The sequence below is a fragment of the Paraconexibacter sp. genome, assembly GCF_059438195.1.
This window is the reverse complement of the sequence record NZ_JBLKKY010000003.1, coordinates 116,391-137,908: the sequence shown is the minus strand read 5'-3', so window position 1 is coordinate 137,908 and position 21,518 is coordinate 116,391. Positions and strand designations below refer to the sequence as shown.

The 21,518-nt window shown below is 73.7% G+C and carries 18 protein-coding genes and 1 pseudogene; 11 read left to right on the top strand and 8 right to left on the bottom strand.

Features of this window, described 5'->3' with window-relative positions; genetic code table 11:
- The first annotated feature begins 124 nt into the window (after positions 1-124).
- Positions 125-1,459: an IS1380 family transposase gene (locus ACME2J_RS02165; protein WP_495543222.1), complete on the top strand. Its 1,335-nt coding sequence runs from the start codon at positions 125-127 to the stop codon at positions 1,457-1,459.
- A 293-nt stretch (positions 1,460-1,752) separates the two neighbouring features.
- Here the strand turns inward: ACME2J_RS02165 and ACME2J_RS02160 are convergent, their stop codons facing one another.
- Positions 1,753-2,976, bottom strand: coding sequence for a tyrosine-type recombinase/integrase (locus tag ACME2J_RS02160; RefSeq protein ID WP_495543220.1), 1,224 nt, complete (start codon positions 2,974-2,976; stop codon positions 1,753-1,755).
- Between the two features lie 228 nt (positions 2,977-3,204).
- Between ACME2J_RS02160 and ACME2J_RS02155 the strand changes: the two genes are divergently transcribed.
- Complete coding sequence (locus ACME2J_RS02155) at positions 3,205-3,510, top strand: hypothetical protein (protein WP_495543219.1); 306 nt, start codon at positions 3,205-3,207, stop codon at positions 3,508-3,510.
- Between the two features lie 28 nt (positions 3,511-3,538).
- Here the strand turns inward: ACME2J_RS02155 and ACME2J_RS02150 are convergent, their stop codons facing one another.
- A complete protein-coding gene (locus ACME2J_RS02150) occupies positions 3,539-5,494 on the bottom strand; it encodes an HD domain-containing phosphohydrolase (protein WP_495543218.1) in 1,956 nt (651 codons plus the stop codon).
- A gap of 146 nt (positions 5,495-5,640) precedes the next feature.
- Here ACME2J_RS02150 and ACME2J_RS02145 point away from each other — a divergent pair, with 146 nt between their 5' ends.
- Complete coding sequence (locus ACME2J_RS02145; protein WP_495543217.1) at positions 5,641-6,885, top strand: cytochrome P450; 1,245 nt, start codon at positions 5,641-5,643, stop codon at positions 6,883-6,885.
- A gap of 4 nt (positions 6,886-6,889) precedes the next feature.
- Here the strand turns inward: ACME2J_RS02145 and ACME2J_RS02140 are convergent, their stop codons facing one another.
- Positions 6,890-7,474 carry a hypothetical protein gene (locus ACME2J_RS02140; protein WP_495543216.1) on the bottom strand — a complete coding sequence of 195 codons (585 nt, stop codon included), beginning with the start codon at positions 7,472-7,474 and terminating at the stop codon, positions 6,890-6,892.
- Between the two features lie 111 nt (positions 7,475-7,585).
- Here ACME2J_RS02140 and ACME2J_RS02135 point away from each other — a divergent pair, with 111 nt between their 5' ends.
- Both ACME2J_RS02135 and ACME2J_RS02130 read left to right on the top strand, forming a co-directional pair.
- Positions 7,586-8,356, top strand: coding sequence for an ABC transporter ATP-binding protein (locus ACME2J_RS02135; protein ID WP_495543215.1), 771 nt, complete (start codon positions 7,586-7,588; stop codon positions 8,354-8,356).
- Positions 8,353-10,947: an ABC transporter permease gene (locus ACME2J_RS02130; protein WP_495543214.1), complete on the top strand. Its 2,595-nt coding sequence runs from the start codon at positions 8,353-8,355 to the stop codon at positions 10,945-10,947. The genes ACME2J_RS02135 and ACME2J_RS02130 overlap by 4 nt, the downstream gene beginning before the upstream one ends.
- On the opposite strand, the gene ACME2J_RS02125 is transcribed toward ACME2J_RS02130, so the two are convergent.
- Positions 10,925-11,950 carry a YihY/virulence factor BrkB family protein gene (locus ACME2J_RS02125; protein ID WP_495543213.1) on the bottom strand — a complete coding sequence of 342 codons (1,026 nt, stop codon included), beginning with the start codon at positions 11,948-11,950 and terminating at the stop codon, positions 10,925-10,927. The two genes, ACME2J_RS02130 and ACME2J_RS02125, sit on opposite strands and share 23 nt — an antisense overlap.
- A gap of 116 nt (positions 11,951-12,066) precedes the next feature.
- On the opposite strand from ACME2J_RS02125, the gene ACME2J_RS02120 reads away from it, so the two are divergent.
- The 4 genes from ACME2J_RS02120 to ACME2J_RS02105 all read left to right on the top strand — a co-directional run bounded on the left by ACME2J_RS02120 (position 12,067) and on the right by ACME2J_RS02105 (position 16,378).
- A complete protein-coding gene (locus tag ACME2J_RS02120; protein ID WP_495543212.1) occupies positions 12,067-14,181 on the top strand; it encodes an MMPL family transporter in 2,115 nt (704 codons plus the stop codon).
- 99 nt (positions 14,182-14,280) lie between these two features.
- Entirely contained in the window at positions 14,281-15,177 is an 897-nt protein-coding gene (locus ACME2J_RS02115) for an alpha/beta fold hydrolase (protein ID WP_495543211.1), read from the top strand.
- 38 nt (positions 15,178-15,215) lie between these two features.
- Entirely contained in the window at positions 15,216-15,587 is a 372-nt protein-coding gene (locus ACME2J_RS02110; protein ID WP_495543210.1) for a VOC family protein, read from the top strand.
- On the top strand, positions 15,584-16,378 hold the full coding sequence (locus tag ACME2J_RS02105; RefSeq protein ID WP_495543209.1) for an alpha/beta fold hydrolase: 795 nt from the start codon (positions 15,584-15,586) through the stop codon (positions 16,376-16,378). Before ACME2J_RS02110 ends, ACME2J_RS02105 begins: the two co-directional genes overlap by 4 nt.
- Here the strand turns inward: ACME2J_RS02105 and ACME2J_RS02100 are convergent.
- The 3 genes and pseudogenes from ACME2J_RS02100 to ACME2J_RS02090 all read right to left on the bottom strand — a co-directional run bounded on the left by ACME2J_RS02100 (position 16,368) and on the right by ACME2J_RS02090 (position 18,495).
- Positions 16,368-16,847 carry an MBL fold metallo-hydrolase gene (locus ACME2J_RS02100; RefSeq protein WP_495543207.1) on the bottom strand — a complete coding sequence of 160 codons (480 nt, stop codon included), beginning with the start codon at positions 16,845-16,847 and terminating at the stop codon, positions 16,368-16,370. The genes ACME2J_RS02105 and ACME2J_RS02100 overlap by 11 nt on opposite strands.
- A 14-nt stretch (positions 16,848-16,861) precedes the next feature.
- Positions 16,862-17,164 (bottom strand): annotated as a pseudogene (locus tag ACME2J_RS02095) (MBL fold metallo-hydrolase); the annotation flags it as partial.
- 53 nt (positions 17,165-17,217) lie between these two features.
- Positions 17,218-18,495, bottom strand: coding sequence for a lipase family alpha/beta hydrolase (locus ACME2J_RS02090; protein ID WP_495543206.1), 1,278 nt, complete (start codon positions 18,493-18,495; stop codon positions 17,218-17,220).
- Between the two features lie 80 nt (positions 18,496-18,575).
- Between ACME2J_RS02090 and ACME2J_RS02085 the strand changes: the two genes are divergently transcribed.
- Positions 18,576-18,866 (top strand): metal-sensitive transcriptional regulator, encoded by a 291-nt coding sequence (locus ACME2J_RS02085; RefSeq protein WP_495543205.1) that lies wholly within the window; start codon positions 18,576-18,578, stop codon positions 18,864-18,866.
- Positions 18,867-18,884: 18 nt separating this feature from the next.
- On the opposite strand, the gene ACME2J_RS02080 is transcribed toward ACME2J_RS02085, so the two are convergent.
- Positions 18,885-19,667 (bottom strand): DUF427 domain-containing protein, encoded by a 783-nt coding sequence (locus ACME2J_RS02080; protein ID WP_495543204.1) that lies wholly within the window; start codon positions 19,665-19,667, stop codon positions 18,885-18,887.
- A 155-nt stretch (positions 19,668-19,822) separates the two neighbouring features.
- Between ACME2J_RS02080 and ACME2J_RS02075 the strand changes: the two genes are divergently transcribed.
- Positions 19,823-21,403 (top strand): GMC family oxidoreductase, encoded by a 1,581-nt coding sequence (locus tag ACME2J_RS02075; protein ID WP_495543203.1) that lies wholly within the window; start codon positions 19,823-19,825, stop codon positions 21,401-21,403.
- The last annotated feature ends 115 nt before the right edge of the window (positions 21,404-21,518 follow it).

Genomic DNA, 21,518 nt, shown 5'->3' with positions numbered 1-21,518 from the left:
CCCGGATCTTGCATGAAGCAGTAGCGGCCCCGGGGACCGGGGCCGCTGAACTGTCCGCCTGAGCAGGGATTCTTCTGGGTGTCGAAGCCTGAAGGACCGACTCGGGGGGATCACCTTGAAGGTGATGCGCGATGGGCGCCAGTTGAAGGTAGATGTCTCGGCGGACGGAGCCGGCCTGGTGTCGCATGCCGGCAGCGGCCTGCTCGCCGCGCTGGCCGACGGGGTCGGGCTCACTCGGGCGTTGTCGCGCGAGCTCGCCGGGCTGCGCGAGCGTCGGGCCGGCCACGACCCGGGGCGGGTGATCCGCGATCTGGCGGTGATGCTCGCCGACGGCGGCGACTGCCTCGCGGACCTGCGGGCGGTCCGTGATCAGGCCGCGCTTTTCGGGACGGTGGCCTCGGACTCCACGGCGTTTCGGATGATCGACAGGATCGCTCGGACGCCGGGGATGCTCGACGCGCTCGATCGCGCCCGCGCCACGGCTCGCTCGCATGTCTGGGAGCAGGCCGGGGCGCCGGGACAGGTGACGATCGATCTGGACGCCACGCTGCTGACCGCGCATTCGGACAAGGAGGGGGCGGCGGGGAATTTCAAGGGCGGCTACGGCTTCCATCCGATACTCGCCTACTGCGACGAGACCCGCGAATCGCTCGCCGACATGTTGCGGCCCGGCAACGCCGGCGCGAACACGGCGACCGATCAGATCGAGGTCGCGGAGGCGGCGCTCGAGCAGATCCCGAACGAGCACGTCGCGGACATCGAGATCCTGCTGCGCGTCGATTCCGCCGGGGCCTGCCACGAGCTCTTGGACTGGGCCCACGGGGCGAACGTCCGGTTCTCCGTCGGCTACGACCTCACCGAGTCGGTGCGCGCGGCGATCCTCGAGATCCCCGACGAGGACTGGGTCTGCGCCGTCGATCAGGACGGCACCCGGCGCACCAACGGGCAGGTCACCGAGATCACCGGCCTCGACCTCGCCGGCTGGCCGGAGGGCTCGCGCGTGATCGTCCGCCGCGAGCGGCCGCATCCCGGCGCGCAGCTGTCGTTCACCGATCACGACGGGCACCGCTTCCAAGCGCTGCTCACCGACCAGGACGACCCCGACATCGCGAAGGTCGAGTGCCGCCATCGCGGCCGCGCACGGGTCGAGGACCACATCCGCAACGACAAGCAGACCGGCCTTCAGAACCTCCCGTTCCGCGACCTCGAACACAACCGCGTCTGGATGAAGCTCGTGCTCCTCGCCCACGACCTCATCGCCTGGACCCAGACGCTGCTCCTTGACGGCGAGCTCGCGCGCTGCGAGCCCAAGCGGCTGCGCTACCGACTGCTGCACACCGCCGCCCGCCTCGCCATCAGCGCCCGCACCGCACGCCTGCGACTGCAGGCCACCTGGCCCTGGGCGCGCGACCTCGCCGCCGCCTTCGCACGGCTACGCGCCCTGCCCGCGCCCGGCTGACCCGCCGCCGACGCACCCCACCAGAGGACCGCACGATCGGGCGCCAGGCGCCGCGAAGCGAGCTGCCCGAACATGGCCCCGCCGCCGCGACAGGCGCCGCACATCACTCGCGAGACCGCCTCGGCACCGACCAACGACGCCCACCACACACCGCGACCGCCCCGACCGACCCCGCCGCGATCACCCACACCGATCGACGACCGCTCCTGCAAGATCCGGGCTAGAGGCCAAACCTGTCCTATTTATGTCCGATCGAGCTGCGCGGCGCCAGGTCGAGGGGGCGGGGGTCGTCCTCAGGCGCCGAGGTACGCCCGCACGGCCTCGGGGTCGACGCCACGCTGGCGGAGCGGCTTCACGTAGCGGTCCAGAGTCGTCGAGGCCTGGGCGTGCCCGATCCACTCCGCGACGGTCGCGACGTCGTACCCGGCGACGATGAGGTGCGAGGCGAAGGAGTGCCGCGCGTCGTGGAGCCGGAAGCCCGCGGGCGAGAGGGCGCCGGGGACGTGGCGGAGCTTGCGGGGGTCGCTCGGGTCGCGCTCCCACCCCCACGCGCGCCGCGCGCGGACGAGGAGCTGGTCCGTGTCGAGCGGGACGCCGAGGCCGATCCGGGAGCCCTGGGCGCCCTTCCCGGGGAGAAAGGGGTAGTCAACGCGCGCCTCGGGCCCGAGGCTGGCGAGCTGCGCCTCCACATGTGGCCGCAGAGGGGCCAGAATCGGCACCTCCCGCCCCTCACCCTCGCGCCGGTACTTCGCCGCCTTTCGGCCCGCGACGGCGTCCCAGCCTGCCCGGACGACGATGCGATCGGGCATCGGGTGACCGCGGTCGTCGAGGATGACGTCGGCGACCTGGAGGGCGCGCAGCTCCCCGGCGCGGAGGCCTGCCATCCCGGCGAGCGCGAACGCGGGACGGTCGACCGGGTCGAGGGCGTCGAGCATCGCCGCCAGCTCGTCCGGCGTGACGATGACGTCACGGGGCTGGGAGCCCGCGGGTAGCTCCAGGCCATGCGTCGGGTCCTGTAGCTCGTCGTGGCGCGGGAGGAGGTAGCGGTAGAGCGCGCATAGCGCGGTGACGACGTTCCTCGCCCTCTGCCCCGAGCGGAGCGCGGCGACCTCGTCGACGAGCGCCTGGACCTGGGAGCGGCGAAGCGCGTCGACGGGGACGGCCCCGAGGGCAGGGGTGATCCAGAGGACGAAGTCCTGGCGGTACCCGCGGAGCGTCTTCGGAGCGTAGGGCCGTCCGCCGCGGGCCCAGGCCTGGCCGCACTCGGCGCGGTCGAGGAAGGCCTCGGCGGCCTCGGCGACGGTGGGGAACGTCGGGCGGGCGGCCTGGGCGGCGAGGGCCTCCTGGGAGGCGAGGAGCTTCGCGCGCTCGGCGCGGGCCTGCGCGAGGCTCGTGGTCCAGCGCCCGCGAGCCTTGCGGCCCGTCCCCGGGATGCGAACGCTGGCGCGAAAACGCTCGCGTCCGTCTGTCCCGGTCCGCCGTTCCAGGCCCTGCGCTCGGTCTCGTCGAGAGGTCATCTAGACCACCTCGCCCGGGCACGATGTCCCCCAATTTGTCCCCCACGAGCGCGCAGAGCCCTCTACTACGGGCCACCGGGCGGTCTCGAAAACCGTTGTGCGTGCAAGCGTACCGAGGGTTCGAATCCCTCCCCCTCCGCTGAAGGGCGTCCGCGCCCGCGATTCGCCCCCACCGGCGTGCGGCTCGCTACGGAGGACGCCGCGCACGGGCGCGGCGAGCATGGAGCGATGACAGATCACGCTCCGCTGCACGCAGCGCCCCGCAGCCTCGCGACCCGGGCGGCCGCGGCGGCGGTCGTCGCGTTCGTCGTCCTCGTCGTCCTCGCGGTCGCCGCCGATCCGGACGACTCGGACGCGCTCCGCGCCGTGCAGGTGGGCTGCATCGCGGTCTTCTGGGCGACCGGGCTCACCGCGCTCGTCGCCTCCCTGCGCCGCGTCGTCGAGGGGAGGCGGGGGGTCGCGATCTGGGCAGCGCTCCTCATCGGCAGCGCCGTGACGGCCTTCCTCATCGCGGAGCTGACCGTCCTGGAGTGACCGGCGGCCGCCGGCGCCACCCGCGCCCTCAGCGCGCCGCGAGCCGGCCCGCCGGCGTCCTGCGCCGCGCCCACACGCGGCAGAACGCGTCGACGACGCGCGGGTCGAACTGGCTGCCCGCGCAGGCCGCGAGCTCCGCGAGCGCCTCTCCCGGAGGCCTCGCAGGGCGGTACGCGCGGTCGGAGGTCATCGCGTCGAACGCGTCGCAGCAGAAGACGATGTGCGCGGGGAGCGGGATCGCCTCCCCGGCGAGGCCGTCCGGATAGCCGCGGCCGTCCCAGCGCTCGTGGCTTGCCCGCACGAGCGAGGCGACGTGGGTGAGGGCGGGTGCCGCGAGGCAGATCCGCTCGCCGAGGACGGTGTGCTGACGCATCACCATCCACTCCTCCGGGGTGAGCGGGCCGGGCTTGTCGAGGACGGCCTCGGGGAGCGCGATCTTCCCGACGTCGTGCAGCTCCGCGGTGAGGCGCGTCGCGTGCTGGCCCTCGGCGTCGAGGCCGAGCTCGCGGGCGACCTCGGCCGCCAGGTCGGCGACGCCGTGCCCGTGGCGGCCGAGCCTCGGGTCGCGCTCGGCGACGACGGCGGTGAGGAGCCGCCGCGCCTGGTCGACGGCGCTCAGCCGTCCGCGGCCCTTCGCCTCGTACATGCGACCGTCGGCGGTGCGCAGGATCTCGGCCGCGGCCCGCCCGTCGTCGGGGATCACGGCCCAGCCGCCCGACGCGCGCACGCAGAAGGAGGCGCCGTCCTCGGCGAGCGCGTCCGACACCGCGGCGGCGAGTGCGGGGACGCCGTCCTCGAGCGGGAGGAGGACGCAGAACTCGTCGCCTCCGAGGCGATAGGCGCGTCCACGAGGGACGGCCGTCGCGAGGCGCCCCCCGAGGCGCTCGAGGAGCTCGTCGCCGGCGGGGTGCCCGAAGGTGTCGTTGTACCCCTTGAACCCATCGAGGTCGTAGATGCCGAGGGCCCACGGCCGGCCCGGCGTCGCGACCGCGAGAGCGCGCGCGAGGTCGTCGAGGAGCGCCCGCCGGTTGGGGAGTCCCGTGACCGGGTCGGTGCGCGAGAGCTCACGCGCGCGGGTGAACGCGACCCGAAGGTCGTCCTGCGAGAGCTTCATGCGCGCGAGCGCCGCCGTGAGCGACGCCGCGGCGAGGAGCACGGCGACCGCCTCGACCCGCGAGAAGTGGTCGTAGACGAGCAGGACGATCGACGCGGCGGCGACGGCGAGCGGCACCGGCGAGGACGCGTGCGTGCGGGCGGCGGCGCGGGGTGGGAGCCATGCGCCGACGGCGATGAGCGTCATCGCCACGGGCCAGCCCGCGCTGAGGACGCCGCCCTCGATCGAGGCGTCGGTCACCGAGCCCCGCGCCCACAGCGCGTCGGTCACCGCCCAGAGGACGGCGCCCGTGCTGACGAGCAGCCACGTGCGCTGGGCGCGCGGCCCCAGCGCGACGAGGAGACCCGCGGCGCCCGCGACGAGAGCGAGGTCGAGCAGCGGATAGGCGAGCACCGCGATCTCGCCGGCGAGCGCATCCGCCGTCCCGAGCTCGTGGAAGGAGATCGTCGCGAGGAGCGCCGCCGTCCCGAGCCCCGCGATCGCCGCATCGGCGACGTCGCCCCGGTCCAGGCGCAGACCCGAGTCGGCGAGGAGGCGGGCGCCTCCCGCGAAGAGGAGCGGATAGGCGCCGAGGTAGAGCGCGTCGGCCAGCGAGGCGCCGCCGCCTCCCATGACGAGCAGCCACACGACGTCGCCGAGGGCCCAGGCGAAGAGGCCGGCTCCGACGAGCGTCCAGCCCCGCGACGCGGCGTCGAGGCGCCCGCGGGCGACGCAGGCGAGGGCGGGACCGGCGACGAGGAGCGCGTGGAGCGCGTGCCCGGCGGTGGAGTCGCCGTCGCCCCCGACGGCGAGCACGACGAAGACGGCGAGGAGCATGGTCTGCGCGGCGAGGCCCGCGAGGAGGAGGACGCGTCGGGACGCGTCATGCATCGCGGGCGATGTCGTCGGAGCGGGCACGGGCAGACAGGTCCCCGACTCTCGTTATCGGCCGGTCGGACCTGAGGCTTTCTCCGTAGTTCCCCACATGCGTGCATCCCGACTGGCCAAGCAGCCAGACCTGCCTGTAACGTCGCGCCATGGCGACCGAGGAGAGGCAGTCGACGCTGCGCGACGTGCGCGTCGCGGACCAGCAGCTCTGGGCCGAGGGCCCACCGCACGAGCTCTTCCGCGGGCTCCGGGCGGAGTGTCCCGTCCACTGGACCGAGGGGATCACCGAGTACCCGACGGAGAAGGGCTTCTGGTCGGTGACGCGGTGGGACGACATCCACGCCGTGAGCCGCGACTGGAAGACGTTCTCGTCGGCGCACGGCATCACCGCGGTCTCCGACGCGGTCATGCCGGTCGAGCTCGTGAGCGCGATGTTCATCGGGATGGACCCGCCGAAGCACGACCGGCTGAAGGCGCTCTTCCAGCGCGGCTTCACGCCGAAGCGGATCGCCGACCACGAGGACGAGATCCGCGAGATCGCCGTCCGGGTCCTCGACTCGCTCGACGGACGGGAGACCTGCGACCTCGTCGAGGACGTCGCCCAGCCGGTCGTCTCCCGGGTCATCGGGAGCTTCATGGGCATCGCCCCGGAGGACGACGCCCGCTGGGCGACGCTCATCAACGCGATCCTCGCCTTCAGCGACGAGGACGGCCGCCCGCCGGACGCGTCGCTCATGGAGCACGAGGTGCCGATGCTCTTCGAGCGCACGAAGGTGCTCATCGCGCAGCGGCGCGAGAACCCCACCGACGACCTCACGAGCGTCCTCGTCCACGCCGAGGTCGACGGCGAGCGCCTCGAGGAGCACGAGATCGTCATGGGCTTCTTCCTCCTCATGGCCGCCGGCAACGACTCGACGAAGGCGACGTACACCTCGGCGATGAAGGCGCTCATCGAGCACCCCGAGGAGCGTCAGCTGCTCCTCGAGGACCCGTCGCTCATCCCGAGCGCCGTCGAGGAGGCGCTGCGGATGTTCCCCGCCTTCGGCCACTTCCGCCGCACGGCGACCCGTGACGTCACGCTCTCGGGCGCCGAGATCAAGGAGGGGGACAAGGTCTGCCTCTGGTACCCGTCGTCGAACCGCGACGAGAGCCGCTTCGACGATCCCGACCGCTTCGACGTGCGCCGGAACCCGGAGCACCAGGCGTTCGGCGCCGGAGGCCGGCACTTCTGCCTCGGGACGGCGCTCGCGCGCCTCGAGCTGCGGGTCCTCCTCGAGGAGACCCTCACGCGCTACCCGGCGATGGAGCTCGCCGGTGAGCCCGAGTGGGTGCCGTCGCCGTTCGCCAACCAGCTGAGGACGCTGCCCGTCCGGCTCGGCTCTCGCGCCGGCTGACGGCTCACCGCCGGCCGAGCCGCGGGACGAGCCGGCGACCCGGGGGCCGCCGGAAGCCCTCCTGCGCGAGCGCGGCGTTCACCGCGACGAGACCCGCCTCCACGAGGAGGTTCGCGGTGCCCAGCCGGTTGACGCGGCGCTTCACGCGCGCCTCGCGCTCGGTCGCGTCGCTGTGCGTGTGGTCGCCGTCCTCGAGCGGCACCCTGCCGCCGTCGCGCATGCGCGAGAAGCGCAAGCCCTCCGCGGCGGTCGCGAGACCGGTCACCGCCACGGCGGCGACGAGCCCGTCCTTCGCGCGAGCGAGCCGGCGCTCCGTCGGCGAGAGGCGGCGGTCGGCGGACTCGTCGAGCCGCGCGCCGGCCCAGCCGCCGACGATGGCGCCGAGTCCGATGAGGTTCACCGTCCCGTAGCGGCGCCACGAGCGGTTGAGCACGCGCCCGCGCTCGGCGGGGTCGGAGACGCCGGCGAGGGCGGGGTGCATCGCGGTGCGCGCGAAGAGGTTGCCGCCGAGGAGCGCGGCGGCTCCGATGTCGTGCATCGCGCGGCCGACCTTGCTCGTCGGGACGGACGGGGGGAGGGCGAGGTCCATGCTCGGGACTACCCGGCGCACTTCTCCCCACACGTCCGGCGGGTGACTACGGACGGGGGTCGCGGGTTCGTGAGGATGGCGCCGCGCGCCGGCGTGAGGACCATGCGACGCATGTCCGCCGATCCGCACGATGTCGTCCTGCGCGCCCGCGCCACCGCGAAGACCTACGGCGAGGGGCCGACCGCGGTCCGCGCTCTGCGCGGCGTGGATCTCGCCGTCACGGCGGGCGAATGGGTCGCGATCATGGGGCCCTCGGGGTCCGGCAAGAGCACGCTCCTGCACATCATGGGCGCGCTCGAGCGGCCGACCGGCGGCTCCGTCGAGCTGCACGGACGCCGCTACGACGACCTCGACGACCGCGAGCTCACCCGCCTGCGCGGCGAGGTCTTCGGCTTCGTCTTCCAGTTCTTCAACCTCCTCCCGTCGCTCACGGCGTCGGAGAACGTGCTCCTGCCCGTGCTCATCGCCGGCCTGCGGGCCTCCGACTACGCCGACCGCGTCGACGAGCTCCTCGCGACCGTCGGCCTCGAGGGGCGGGCGGCGCACCTCCCCGCCGAGATGTCCGGCGGCGAGCAGCAGCGCGTCGCGATCGCCCGGGCGCTCCTCCGCGACCCCGAGGTGGTCCTCGCCGACGAGCCGACCGGCAACCTCGACTCGCGAAGCGGCCGCACGATCCTCGACCTGCTCCGCGACGTCGTCTCGCACGGGCAGACCGTCGTCATGGTCACGCACGACCCGTCGGCCGCGGCGCTCGCGGACCGCGTCGTCTTCCTCCGCGACGGCCTCATCGTCCGCGAGGAGTCCGGCGGTGAGACCGGCCGGGTCGTCGACGCGTTCCGCGACGTCGAGACGGCCGGGATGCCTGAGGAGGCCCGGGCGTGAGGGGGCGCCGCCCCGCGGGGGCGCGGCTGCGCTCCCTCGGCGGCCTCAGCGGCCGCAGCCTCCGCGCGCGCCCGCTGCGGTCGGTCCTCACGACCGCGGCGATCGTCCTCGGCGTCGGGATGGTCTTCGGCGTCCTCCTCCTCGTCGGGACGATCAGCGGCACCTTCGACCGCCTCTACGACTCGATCTACGGCAAGACCGACGTCGTCGTCTCCGGGGAGAAGTCCGTCGGCTCCCTTCCCGCCGCGACGATCGACGAGGTGCGGGCGGTTCCGGGCGTGGAGGGCGCCTCCGGCTCGATCTACTCCATCTTCCGCACGGTCGACGAGCGCGGTCGCGTCGAGACCGGGACCGACGCGCAGATCTACGTCGTCGGCGTCGACCCGGACCAGCCGGAGACGAGCACCGCGCGCGAGGTGGCCGGACGCGAGGTCCGCTCCGGCGCGGAGATCGAGGTGCCCGCCGACTGGGCCCAGGAGAACGGCGTCGCGATCGGCGACGACCTGCGCGTCTCGACGCCCTCCGGGCTCGCCGAGCTGAACGTCGTCGGCTTCTTCGAGTTCGAGGGCGGGCTCGACCTCGGGGGCTACGGGACCGGCGCGATGCCGATCGACACGGCGCGTGTGCTCATGGGCAAGCCCGACGTCTGGGACGAGATCACCGTCATCGCCGAGGAGGGGGTCTCGCCCGATGCGCTCCGCGAGCGCATCGACGCCGCGCTCGACGAGGGCGTGCAGGTCGCGCTCCCCTCCACGAAGGGCGAGGAGGCCGAGGAGCAGCTCGCCGCCTTCAACGTCGTCCTCTCGTTCTTCTCGGGGATCGCGCTCTTCGTCGGGGCCTTCCTCATCCTCAACTCGTTCAACATGACCGTGCTGCAGCGCATGCGCGAGATCGGCACGCTGCGGGCGCTCGGCGCGGGACAGCGACGCATCGCGGGGCTCATCCTCCGCGAGGCGGCGCTCCTCGGGCTCATCGGCTCCGTCCTCGGCCTCGGCGTCGGCGTCGGGCTCGCCGTCCTCCTCGTGCAGGCGATGCAGGCCTTCGGCCTGCCCGTCGCGGGCGTCGACATCGCCCTCGGGCCGGCGATCGTCGCCGTCGTCGTCGGCATGGTCGCGACGCTCGCGGGCGCCGCCTGGCCCGCGATGCGCGCCGGTCGCATCTCGCCGATCCGGGCGCTCGTGGGCGACCGCGGCGTCCGCCGCGCGCCCCGGCGCAGCCGCGCGCTCGCCGGCCTCGGGCTGCTCGTCCCCGGCATGCTCGTGTCCGGCTTCTTCTGGTTCGGCAACCGCTCCGACGACAGCGCGCTCGCCGCGGTCGGCGGGATCGGCGCGACGATGGCGCTCTTCCTCGGCCTCGTCCTTCTCGCGCCGTTCATCGTCCTCCCGATCGCCGGGCTCCTGGGCCGCGGCCTGCAGTCGGCGGCGCCCGCCGAGGGGCGGCTCGCCGTCGACGCGCTGCGGTCGAACCCGGGGCGGACCGCGGCGACCGCGGCGACGCTCCTCGTCGCCCTCTCGGTCGTCGTCGTCAACTCGACGGTGGCCTCGAGCGTCGTCGGCTCGATCGGGGACGAGATCGACCGGCAGTTCGCGCGCGACCTCACCGTCCAGCCCGTCGGCTACGACGACTACACCGGCTTCGGCACCGGCCTGCCGCGCGACCTCGAGCGCGAGATCGCGGCGCTGCCGGAGACCGGCGCCGTGTCACCGCGCCGCGCCCTGTTCCTCCCCGAGCTGCCGGAGGGCGGCCAGGAGGGGATCGTCGTCGGCTACGACCCGCGCTCCTGGGCGCAGGTCGACGACCCGCGCTTCATCGGCGCGACGACGGAGGAGGCGCTCGCCGGCCTGGCTGCGGGCGGCGTCGTCCCGGCCGAGTCCTACGCCTCGGCGGTCGGGCTCGAGGTCGGCGACCGGCTCACGCTCGAGGGGCCGTCCGGCACGGTCGACGCGCCCGTCGTCGCGATCGGCGACACGCTCGACGCCGGCGGCCAGCTCATCCAGACCTCCCTCGAGACGATGGAGGGCGTCTACGGGGTGACGACCGACCAGCAGCTCGCCGTCGTCGCCCGCTCGGAGGACGTCCGCGACGCCCTCGTCGCCCGCGTCGACGCCCTCATCGACACCGACCACCCCGGGTTGGAGGCGCTCTCGACCGGCGAGCTGAAGGCGGAGTACCAGGAGCAGATCGACGAGCAGTTCGCGATGTTCAACGCGATGGTCGGCATCGCCGTGCTCGTCGGGATGCTCGGCATCATCAACACGCTCTCGATGTCGGTCCTCGAGCGGACCCGCGAGATCGGGGTGCTGCGGGCGCTCGGCGCCTCGCGCTGGCGGGTGCGCCGGATGCTCGGGCACGAGAGCCTCCTCGTCTCGGTCGCCGGGACCGTCGCGGGGCTCGCCGCCGGCCTGGGCATCGCGCTCGTGTGGGTCGTCGGGATGCGCGAGACGACGTTCCCGGGGCTGACGCTCCACCTCCCGACCGGGATGCTCACGACGATCGCGGTGCTCGGCGCGGTCATCGGCGTCCTCGCCGCGATCCTCCCCGCCCGGCGGGCCGCACGGCTCGACCCGCTCACGGCCCTGCGCTACGAGTAGACGGCGGGGCGGGAGCCGGCGGCTGCGGCGGGTCCCTGCCGTCGGCACCGCTGCCGTCCGCATCGGCGTCCTCCTCGGCCTCGTGCTCTCGGGCGGGCGCGCTGCGCGACGGCGGGTGGACGACCGTCCCGCGGAGCATCGAGACGAGGCGCCGGCCCAGCGGCTCGGCGTCCTCCTCGTCGTCGTCGCCGCCGGCGCCGCGCTCGGCGAGCGCCTGTCGCCAGGTGGCGGCGACCTCCGCTCCGAGGAGCATGCCGTTCGCGCTGAGGAAAGCGAAGAGGAGGAACGCGATGACGGTCGCGAGCGACGCGTAGACGGCCGCGAAGTCCGCGAGCGTGCGGAGGTAGACGGCGAAGACGGCCTTCGTCGCCGCGTAGGCGAGCGCGCCGACGAGCGCGCCCGGCCACACGTCCCGGAAGCGCGGGTTCGACGCGGGGACGACGCTGAAGATGACCGCGAAGACCCCGAACGCCAGGACGGCGGGGGCGAGCTGCCCGGCGAGGAATCCCAGCCCGCCGCCGATGGCGCTCGCGGTCTGCACGAGGATCGTGAGGCCCAGCGAGGCGGCGAGGGCGAGACCGGCGCCGGCGACGAGGAGGATGTCAAGCGCCTTGCCGCGCAGCGGCGGCCGCTCGTCGGCGACGCCCCACACCGTGTTGAGGGAGAAGCGCACGGCGCCCATCGCGCCGCTCGCCGAGATGACGAGCGTCACGAGGCCGATCGCTCCGGAGACCTGGGCGTCCTCGGTGACGTCGGTGAGGAGCTGCTCGAGCTCGGCGCGCCCCCGGTCCTCGCGCAGCGGGACGAGGTCGAGGACGGCGTCGATCGTCTCCCCGCGCGCCGCCTCGTCGCTGGCGATGAGGCCGAAGCCCGTCACCGCGAGGATCGCGAGCGGGAAGAGCGCGAAGAGCGCGTAGTAGGCCATGGCGGCCGCGAGCTTCGTGCAGCCGTCCGCGAAGAACTCGCTGATCGCCTTCCACGCGATGCTGCCGAGCGCACCCATGCCCATGCGCTACCCGGTGGAGCGTCGGGTCGTGCCTTCTCGGCGCGCCAGGCGCACTCGGACGATCGCCGATCGCCGGTGTTTGCTTCCCGCATCGCGAGGTAGTGGGGATGCCGATGAGCGATCAGGAGCTCGGTCCCCTCGGGCGCCTCGGCGTCCGCATGGCGCAGCGCCCGCGCGCGGTGTTCGCCGCATGGGCGGTCCTTCTCCTCGCATTCGGCATCTTCCTCCCCAAGGTCGAGAAGTCCCTCGCCGGGTTCGGCTGGTCGAAGACCGGCTCGGAGTCCGTCGAGGCGCGCGACCTCATCGGCGACCACTTCGGCGGGCGCGACGCGACGGCGCTGCCGGTCGTCGTCCACTCCGACCGTCACACGGTCGACGACCCGCCGTTCCAGCGGGCGATCGACGAGGTCGAGCGGACGATGCGCGAGCACCCCGACGTCTTCGCCTCGGTGACGCCGCCCCGGCCGGGGGCGTCGATCTCACGGGACCGTCGCACCGCCGTCGTCCTCGGCGGGGCGGCGCGCGGCGCCAACGGCATGGTCGAGGCGGCCGGGGAGTTGAAGGAGGACCTCACGTCCGCAGGTGGCGACGGGGTGCGGGTCGACCCGACCGGGCTCCCGATGATGTGGTCGGACTTCAACGAGAACAGCAAGTCGTCGATGTTCTTCGCCGAGGCGGTGTCGTGGCCGATCACGCTCGCGATCCTCGTCCTCGCATTCGGCTCGCTCGTCGCCGCCGGACTGCCGCTGCCGCTCACCATCCTCGGTCTCGGGCTCTCCGGGGGCGCTCTCTACCTCGGCACGCTCGTCATCGACATCTCGCTCTGGGCGATGAACTTCGCGCTCATGTTCTCGCTCGCGCTCGGGATCGACTACGCGCTCTTCGTCGTCTACCGGTTCCGGCAGGCGCTGGCCGAGGGCGCCGAGTCGCCCGTCGCCGCGGTGGGCGAGACGATGGACACCGCCGGGAAGGCCGTCCTCTTCAGCGGCCTCACGGTCATGCTCTCGCTCCTCGGCGTCCTGTTCGTCCCGAGCCTCGCGTTCCGCACGATGAGCATCGGGATCATCCTCTCGGTCGTCTTCGTGCTCGCCGCGGCGCTCACGCTCCTGCCCGCCCTCCTGGCGAGGATCGGCCGCCGGGTCGACAAGGGCGAGGTGCCGAAGCTCGGCGCCGGGAGCTTCCGCTCCGAGCGCGCCGCCGCGTGGGCGGAGCGGCTCGCGCGCCGGCCGGTCGCCTTCGGCCTCGTCGGCCTCGCCCTCCTCGGCGCCGCCGCGGTCCCGCTCCTGCACGCGAAGACGAAGAGCCCGTCGATCGAGACGGTCCTCCCGGGCGAGCCGTCCCGGGAAGGCCGGCAGCAGCTCCAAGAGGCGTTCGGGCCCGGCGCCCCGGCGAGGCTCCAGGCCGTCGCCCCGCGCGGCCGCCGGGACGAGGTCGTCGCCGCGGTCGAGCGCGCCCCCGGCATCGAGCGGCACCGTCCTCCGCAGACCTCGGACAGCCTCGTGCTCGTCGAGGCGACGCCGACCGTCGGGCCGGGCGACGAGCGCATGGACGACGTCATCACCGGCCTGCGCGACGAGCTGCCCGAGGAGGCGCGCCTCGGCGGCGCCGTCGTCGAGGCCTACGACCTGGAAGAGGCGGCGGACGCGCGAATCGCGGTCGTCGTCCCGGTCGTCGCCGGGCTCGGCTTCCTCCTCGTCGCGGTCGCGTTCCGCTCGATCGTCATGGCGGCCGTCGCCGTCGTCTCGAACCTCCTCGCGACGGCCGCCGCGTTCGGCATCGGGACGCTCGTCTTCCAGGACGGCGTCCTCGCCGAGGTCTTCGCGGTCGACCCCCAGGGCTTCCTCGACCTGTGGGTTCCCGTGTTCTTCTTCGCGATGATCTTCGGGCTCGCGATGGACTACACGGTCTTCTTGCTCGCGGCGAGCCGCGAGCAGTGGGACAAGAGCGGCGACCCCCACGCCGCGCTCGTGGAGGGCATGGCGCGCTCCGCGCGGGTCATCTTCTCGGCGGCCGCCGTCATGGTCGCGGTCTTCTTCACGTTCGCGATCGCGTCCTCCGCGCTGCCGCCCATCGAGATGGGCGTCATCCTCGGCGTCGCGGTCGTCATCGAGGCGACGATCGTGCGGCTCATGCTCATGCCGGTGGCGCTCCGGCTCGCCGGGCGGTGGGCGTGGTGGATGCCGGCCTGGCTCGATCGCCGCCTTCCGCGCCTGCGCTGGGCGCACTGAGCGTCGGCGCGGACTCCCCGGTCCCTCTCCGTACTTCTCCGCGGGGACCGGCGGCTCGCGCCGGATGGCGCCGCTCAGGGGCCCCTCTAGGTTCTCGCCATGAGCAGACCCATCGCACTCCAGCCGCGAGGGCGACGGACTCTGCGGGAGGAGACCGTGCATCTCGCCGACGGACGCGTGCTCACCGCACGCCGGCGGCCGGGCCGGGGGATGCCGCTCGTCCTCCTCCACGGCCTCCTCGACTCCGCGGTCGGCTGGGAGGAGCTGTGCGACGCGACGAGGCGTCCCTGCGTCGCCTTCGACGTCCCCGGCTTCGGCGGCTCGGACCTGCCGGCCCACCCGGCCTTCTCCGCCTACGCGGAGGACATCATCGCGGGCATCGACGCGCTCGGGCTCGACGAGCTCGTCCTCGTGGGGCACTCGCTCGGCGGCGGGATCGCGACCGCGATCGCCGAGCGCATCCCCGAGCGGGTGAAGGCGCTCCTCCTCCTCGCGCCCGCCGGCTTCGGGCGCATCCCGCTCGCCGAGGCGATCTCTCTCCCCGGGGTCCGCCAGGTGGCGGGACGCGTGCTGCCGGTCGCGCTGGCGAGCCGGCTCGCGATGACGACGGCGTACCGCACGATGGTCGCCGCCGGAGGCCTGCCGGCCGACGAGGTCCTCGAGCGCGTCGCCGCCGGGGCGACGACCGTCGTCCCCGGTGCGGTCGAGGCGACGAAGGCCGTCGTCCGCGGGGGACTGTCGAAGCGGGCGTTCCACCGCCGCCGGGTCGAGTACGACGGCCCGGTCATCGTCGTGTGGGGCGACCGCGACCGGCTCGTGCCGGTCGCGCACATGTCCGGGGTCGCCGCCGCGTTCCCGCACGTCGACGCGCGCGTGTGGCAGGGGATGGCCCACCATCCGCAGGCGGAGCGCCCCGAGGAGCTCGCCGAGCTCGTCGAGGCGGCGGTGCGCCGCGTCGAGGGGAGGGACGGACCGGCGCGGAGCCGCGCCGCCTGACGCGCCTCGCCGTCCGGTCTCGCGAGGAAGATCACCGCATGACCATCGACGGCCTCGACTTCATCGGCATTCCGACCCGCGACAAGGAGAGGTCCCGCGCCTTCTACCGCGACGTGCTCGGCCTGCGTCCCGACCCGAACGCGGAGTGGGAGAGCTGGGCGGGCGACGTCTGCTTCGCGGTCTGGGAGCCCGAGGCGTTCGGGATGCCGTTCGTCGCCCAGCAGGGCAACCCGCTGCCGCTGTCGGTGGAGGACGTGCCCGCCGCACGCGCGGAGCTGGAGGGCAAGGGCGTCGCCTTCATGGGGGAGACGCTCGACACCGGCGTCTGCCACATGGCGTTCTTCGCGGATCCCGACGGCAACGCCCTCATGCTCCACCATCGCTACGCGCCCGTCGCGGGCGCGACATGACGGAGTTCTTCACGCCGTCGCACCGGGGCGGCTCGGGGTCGCCCCTCGTCGCGATCCACGGCTTCACGGACACGTGGAGGACCTGGGAGCTCGTGCTGCCTTCGCTCGAGCGTCGGCACGAGGTCCTCGCCCCGACGCTCGCCGGCCACGCCGGGGGGCCGCGGATCGCCGGCGAGGCGACCGCGGAGGCGGTCGTCGAGGCGCTCGAGGAGACGATGGACGCCGCCGGCTTCACGACGGCGCACCTCGTGGGGAACTCGCTCGGCGGCTACCTCGCGCTCGCGCTCGCCGCCCGCGGCCGGGCGGAGTCGGTCGTCGCGCTCGCACCGGCGGGCGGGTGGGCGCCCGGCGACGAGTCGTTCCGCGAGACGCTCGACTACTTCGCCCGCACCCAGGAGGCCGTGCGCCGCGTGGCGCCGCACGCCGAGCAGTTCCTCGCGACGGCCGAGGGCCGTCGACGCGCGACCATCGACACGGTCGTCGCCTACGAGCACATCCCCACCGACCTGCTCGTCCACCAGATGCGCGGGTCGGCCGCCTGCCACGGCGCCGAGGCGCTCCTCGAGAACGCCGGCCGCGACGGGTGGCCGCTCGACGCGGCGGCGGTGATGTGCCCGGTGCGCTTCGTATGGGGGACCGACGACCGGATCCTGCGGTGGCCGTCCGCGGCCGAGGGCTACCGGCAGCGGTTCCCGCACGCCGACTGGGTCGTCATCGACGACGTCGGTCACATGCCGCAGCTCGACGCCCCCGCGGTCATCGCCGACCTCGTCCTCGGCTTCACGGGCTGAGCGTCGCGCCCTCCGCGAGCCGCGCGGCCGACCCGGGGTCGTGCGAGGGGAGGTAGACGGTCGGGTGCGAGCGCGCGTGGGCGAGGATCGCGTCGAACGTGCGGTGCGAGATCGACGGGTCGGGTGCGACCGCGTCGGGACGGCGGTCGCGGAGCTGCTCGAGCGTGTCGGTCGCGTCACCGGCGAGGAGCACGTGCCGGCCCTCGTCGTCGACGCAGACGACCGAGAGGTGGCCGGCCGTGTGGCCCGGGGTCGCGACCGCGACGATGCGCCCGTCGTCGCTGAGCGCCGTGCTGCGCGGGAACGCGCCGAACGGCCGCCCCTCGAGCGCGAGTGGACGGAGATCGGTCCCGTCGGGGAGCGGCTGACGGAAGAGCCGCGACTGGACCCGCCCCCGCGGGCTGCGCGCGAACGCGAGCTCGTCGGCGGCGACGTGGACGGGGGCGTCGAGGTGCGCGGCGCCGTCCATGTGTCCCCGTGGAGGTGGGTGAGGACGACGGCGTCGACGTCGTCGATCGCGAGGCCGGCGGAGGCGAGGGCGTGAGGCAGCTCGTCGCTCTCGGCGACCTCGAAGCGCGCGAACGGGAGGTCGTGCGCCGCGGCGGTCTCCCCGGTGTCGACGAGCACGAGGCGCTCCTCGTGCTCGATCGCCCAGCAGTGGATGGGGAGGGGCTCCGACCACGGTCCGGGCAGCGCGAGGTCGAGCTGGCGGCGCGGCCCGCTGCTGGCGTGGAGGAACGCGTGCTTGACGCGGACGCTGCCTGTCGTGAGCGCGTGGATCCGCATGGGCGCACCCTACGCGCCGCTCGCGGGCTGCGAGTCCGGCGCCGCCCGCGCCGCTAGGCGCAGACCCGGATCTCGCGCGTGACGCGGATGCGGTGCCCGTTGCGGTTGATGCCGCTGATGCGGACCTTCACGACGCTGCCCGGCTCCCGCTCGCGGAGGTCCACGACCGCGGTCGGCCGGCCGAAGCGGCGGACGACCTTCAGGCGCTTCCCGCCGACCGTGACGCGCACCTTGCGCAGCCGCCGGTCCCCGCCGTCGACGCGGATCCGCAGGCGTCGCCGCGTCGCGCAGCGCGCGTCGCTGCGGGCGGCCGCCACCTGCTCGGGGCAGCTCGCGGTCGTGTAGCAGCGCAGCTCGGGCTCGCGGTCGACGCGCGGCGAGCGCAGGACCGTCGTCGCCAGGGCCGTGCCCGCCGCCGCGGCGTCGGTGAGCACCGTCGCAGGATCGACGCCGGGCATGAACGGCACCTCGCACGCATGCCGGTCGACCCTCGCGGGGTCCGCGGGCCCGTCGTGGTCGAGCGCGTCGCGGACGAGGGCCCACGAGACCGCGTCGGTCGTCCCGACGACGAGGTGCTCGGCGCCGTTGAAGGGGCAGATCTCCTGGACGGCGACGTTGGTGATCGCGCCGGGGCCGCTCAGCGCCGCGCCGGCCGGCGGGATGACGACCTCGTCGTTGCGCGTGTAGATCGACGTGTAGTCCAGGCCCGCGAAGGTCTCCTGGCGCGAGTTGAGGGCGCGGAGGAAGTCGCTTCCCGAGCGCTGCTGCCAGAACGCCTCCGGGCACTCGGACGCGCAGAGGAACCGCGCGGCGTCCGTCCCGTGGTTCGACGGCGCCATGCCGATGACGTCGGAGACCATCGGGCGGACGTCCGGCCACCAGCGCAGCGCCCAACGGCCGACCATGCCGCCCTGGGAGTGCCCGAGCAGCGCGACGCGCCGACCGGAGCGACGGTGGATCTCGCGGACCGCGCCGGCGACGTACTCGCCGCGCAGCTGGATGTCGCCCATGTTGTCGGCGAGCCGTCCCGGGAGGTCCGACGTGCAGACCGGGGCGTCGATCGCCTTCAGCGCCGGCACGTGGTTCCACGCGAAGTTCTCGGTCGTGTCGATCGTCGTCCCCGCGAGGAGGAGGACGGGATCGCGCCGCGGTCGGTCGACGTCCGACGTGCAGCGCAGGCTCGCGGCGATCTCGTCGGCGCTCGGGCGGATGTCCGCCCCTGGCGCGTCGACCGGTGCGAACGTCTCGCCCGCGGCGTGCGCCGGCGTCGTGCCGAGCGCGATCGCCGCGATGCCCGCGACGATCGCGGCCCCTCCCCTGAGGCTCCTCATGGCCGGGCACCGTACCGCGACCGACGGTCGCGTGTCGCGCTCCGGTGGAACCCCCTGGGGGTATCCGTTAGACTCGGCCCATGCCGACCGCCGAGACCCGCGGATACTCCGCGTCCAAGGACCAGCTGCAGAAGCGCCTGCGCCGCATCGAGGGCCAGGTGCGGGGCATCCAGTCGATGGTCGAGGAGGATCGCTACTGCATCGACGTCCTCACGCAGATCGGCGCCGTCCAGGCGGCGCTCGACAAGGTCGCGCTGGGGCTCCTCGACGGGCACGTCCGCAGCTGCGTCATCGGCGGGCCCGACGAGCTGCAGGCCGACCGCACCGACGAGCTCATGGCGGCGGTCGGCCGTCTCATGCACCGCGGGTAGGCCGGTCCCGCACGAGGGCTACCGGCTCGCGAGGTCGACCTCGACCTCGTCCCCGGCGAACGCGTGGTGGCCCTTCACGCCGAGCGCCTCGGGCAGCGGGGTCTCGTAGGACCACGCCGCGTCCTCGACGAGGCGGTCCCCCGCGCGGACGTGCCAGTGGGCCGCCTCGCCCTTGTACGGGCACTGGGTCCGCGTCGTCGACGGGGTGAGCACGCCGGGCGCGATGTCCGTGGCGGGGACGTAGGCGCGGACCGGCAGCCCCGTCTCGAAGAGGAGCTTCGGCCGGCGCGTCCGCGCGACCTCGACCCCGGCGACGCGGACGACGACCTCGCGCGAGCTCTCGTGGACGTCGACCCGCGTGTACGGGTCACGGAGGTGGGGGCCGAAGACGCGCTCCTCCTCGACGATGAAGTGGTCGATCTTGCCGCGGTCGAGCGCCGCGAGCCCGCCGAGCCAGGACGACGCCTCGAGCGGCTCCTCGTAGGCCCACGCCGCGTCCTCGACGCCGTGGACGGACCAGTAGGTCGCATCGCCCTTGAACGGGCAGTGGGTCGTCGTCGACGTCCGCACGAGGGCGTCGCGATCGAAGTCCTCGAGCGGCGCGTAGAGGACCGGGAGCATGCGGGTCTCCATGAGGAGGTGGCCGCCGATCGTGTCGAGGACGACCTCTCCGGCGAGCACCGCGCGGACGCGTCGCGGGTAGGGCTCGAGGTGGAGCTGGTGGGCGGGCCCGTCGATCCCGAAGTTCGACGGGGCGCGCCCGCGGCTCGCGAGCGGAGCGGTGCCCATCGTGAGTCCCATGTGTGTCTTCCTCCTGTGGAATCCGAGAATCGGTTCCCCGACACGTTAGGAAACGCCCCGAACCGGCCCCTCTCGCCGCTGGTAGCGTCGCGCGCGGGAGACACATTGAACGAGCTTGCGGCGCCGCGCGATGGCGGCCGCGGGAGGAGAGAAGAGTGTTCGACTACGTCATCGTCGGTGCCGGCTCGGCGGGCTGCGTCCTCGCGGCGCGACTCAGCGAGGACCCCGACGTGAAGGTCGCCCTCCTCGAGGCGGGCGGCGACGACTCCGACCTCGAGGTCCACATCCCCGCCGCGTTCGGCGCCCTCTTCAAGGGCCGCCGCGACTGGGACATGGCGACCGAGCCGGAGGCCCACCTCAACAACCGCCGCTGCTACCTGCCGCGGGCGAAGATGCTCGGCGGCTGCAGCTCCATGAACGCGATGGTCTACATCCGCGGCAACCGCGCGGACTACGACGAGTGGGCGGCCATGGGCGCCGAGGGGTGGAGCTACGAGGAGATCCTGCCCTACTTCAAGCGCTCCGAGGACAACGAGCGCGGCGAGGACATGTACCACGGCGCCGGCGGCCCGCTCCCGGTCCGGGAGAGCCGCTCGATGCACCCGCTCGCGCAGGCGTTCATCGACGCCGCCAAGCAGGCGGGCCACGAGGAGAACCCGGACTTCAACGGCGCCCGCCAGGAGGGCGTCGGCCGCTACCAGACGACGCAGCAGGACGGGATGCGCGCGAGCACCGCCGCGGCCTTCCTGCGGCCCGTCGAGGACCGCGAGAACCTCACGGTCATCACCGACGCGATGGTGACCGACGTCATGATCGAGGACGGTCGCGCGCTCGGCGTCCGCGTCGACCACCCGGAGCACGACGAGGTGCGCGCGTCGCGCGAGGTCATCCTCACCGCGGGCGCCTACCAGTCGGCGCAGCTCCTCATGCTCTCCGGGATCGGCCCGCGCGAGGTCCTCGAGCCGCTCGGGCTCGACGTCATCCGCGAGCTGCCGGTCGGCAAGCACCTCCAGGACCACTGCATGACGCTCATGAACTTCTCGACCGACGTCGAGTCGCTCATGACGGCGATGAGCGACGAGAACGTCGAGATGCTCGGCTCGGAGGGCTCCGGTCCGCTCAGCTCGAACATCGCGGAGGCGGGCGCGTTCATGCGGACCCGCGAGGGGCTCGACGGGCCGGACTGCCAGTTCCACTGCGCGCCCGTCCTCTTCTTCGAGGAGGGCCTCGGCGCGCCGCTCGAGCACGGCTTCGCGTTCGGTCCGGGCGTCGTGAAGCCGACGAGCCGCGGCGAGGTGACGCTCCGCAGCGCGAACCCCTACTCGAAGCCGCGGATCAAGCACAACTACCTCTCGACCCCCGAGGATCAGGCGACGATCCTCGCCGGCGTGAAGATCGGCCTCGAGATCGCTCAGCAGGCGGCCTTCGAGGGCGTCATCACGGGCCGCTTCGCGGCGCCCGCGCCGGACGCGAGCGATGACGAGATCTGGGAGTTCATCCGCGAGAACACGATGACGATCTACCACCCGACGTCGACCGCGGCGATCGGGCAGGTCGTCGACTCCCGGCTGCGCGTCGACGGCATCGAGGGCCTGCGCGTCGCCGATGCCTCGGTCATGCCGACGATCGTGCGCGGCAACACGAACGCGCCGGTCATCATGATCGCCGAGAAGGCCGCGGACATGATCCGCGAGGACGCCGCCACGACGCCGGGCACCGCCGCGGCTGTGGCCTGACGCACGGACTCCCGGCCGCCGGACCGGATTCCGCGTGCGCCACGACGCACCAGGAATCCGGTTCGGCCCGAGGAATCGAGGTTCGCGCTCGGGAATCCGGGTAGCCCCGGAGGGA

Excerpts from the sequence above, each read along its gene's own strand:
- ACME2J_RS02120 (WP_495543212.1), top strand. The coding sequence starts at position 12,067 with ATGAGCGATCAGGAGCTCGGTCCCCTCGGGCGCCTCGGCGTCCGCATG.
- ACME2J_RS02115 (WP_495543211.1), top strand. The coding sequence starts at position 14,281 with ATGAGCAGACCCATCGCACTCCAGCCGCGAGGGCGACGGACTCTGCGG.
- ACME2J_RS02105 (WP_495543209.1), top strand. The coding sequence starts at position 15,584 with ATGACGGAGTTCTTCACGCCGTCGCACCGGGGCGGCTCGGGGTCGCCC.
- ACME2J_RS02160 (WP_495543220.1), bottom strand. The coding sequence starts at position 2,976 with ATGACCTCTCGACGAGACCGAGCGCAGGGCCTGGAACGGCGGACCGGG.
- ACME2J_RS02085 (WP_495543205.1), top strand. The coding sequence starts at position 18,576 with ATGCCGACCGCCGAGACCCGCGGATACTCCGCGTCCAAGGACCAGCTG.
- ACME2J_RS02155 (WP_495543219.1), top strand. The coding sequence starts at position 3,205 with ATGACAGATCACGCTCCGCTGCACGCAGCGCCCCGCAGCCTCGCGACC.
- ACME2J_RS02135 (WP_495543215.1), top strand. The coding sequence starts at position 7,586 with ATGTCCGCCGATCCGCACGATGTCGTCCTGCGCGCCCGCGCCACCGCG.
- ACME2J_RS02165 (WP_495543222.1), top strand. The coding sequence starts at position 125 with ATGCGCGATGGGCGCCAGTTGAAGGTAGATGTCTCGGCGGACGGAGCC.
- ACME2J_RS02110 (WP_495543210.1), top strand. The coding sequence starts at position 15,216 with ATGACCATCGACGGCCTCGACTTCATCGGCATTCCGACCCGCGACAAG.
- ACME2J_RS02100 (WP_495543207.1), bottom strand. The coding sequence starts at position 16,847 with ATGGACGGCGCCGCGCACCTCGACGCCCCCGTCCACGTCGCCGCCGAC.
- ACME2J_RS02090 (WP_495543206.1), bottom strand. The coding sequence starts at position 18,495 with ATGAGGAGCCTCAGGGGAGGGGCCGCGATCGTCGCGGGCATCGCGGCG.
- ACME2J_RS02145 (WP_495543217.1), top strand. The coding sequence starts at position 5,641 with ATGGCGACCGAGGAGAGGCAGTCGACGCTGCGCGACGTGCGCGTCGCG.
- ACME2J_RS02150 (WP_495543218.1), bottom strand. The coding sequence starts at position 5,494 with ATGCATGACGCGTCCCGACGCGTCCTCCTCCTCGCGGGCCTCGCCGCG.
- ACME2J_RS02140 (WP_495543216.1), bottom strand. The coding sequence starts at position 7,474 with ATGGACCTCGCCCTCCCCCCGTCCGTCCCGACGAGCAAGGTCGGCCGC.
- ACME2J_RS02125 (WP_495543213.1), bottom strand. The coding sequence starts at position 11,950 with ATGGGTGCGCTCGGCAGCATCGCGTGGAAGGCGATCAGCGAGTTCTTC.
- ACME2J_RS02080 (WP_495543204.1), bottom strand. The coding sequence starts at position 19,667 with ATGGGACTCACGATGGGCACCGCTCCGCTCGCGAGCCGCGGGCGCGCC.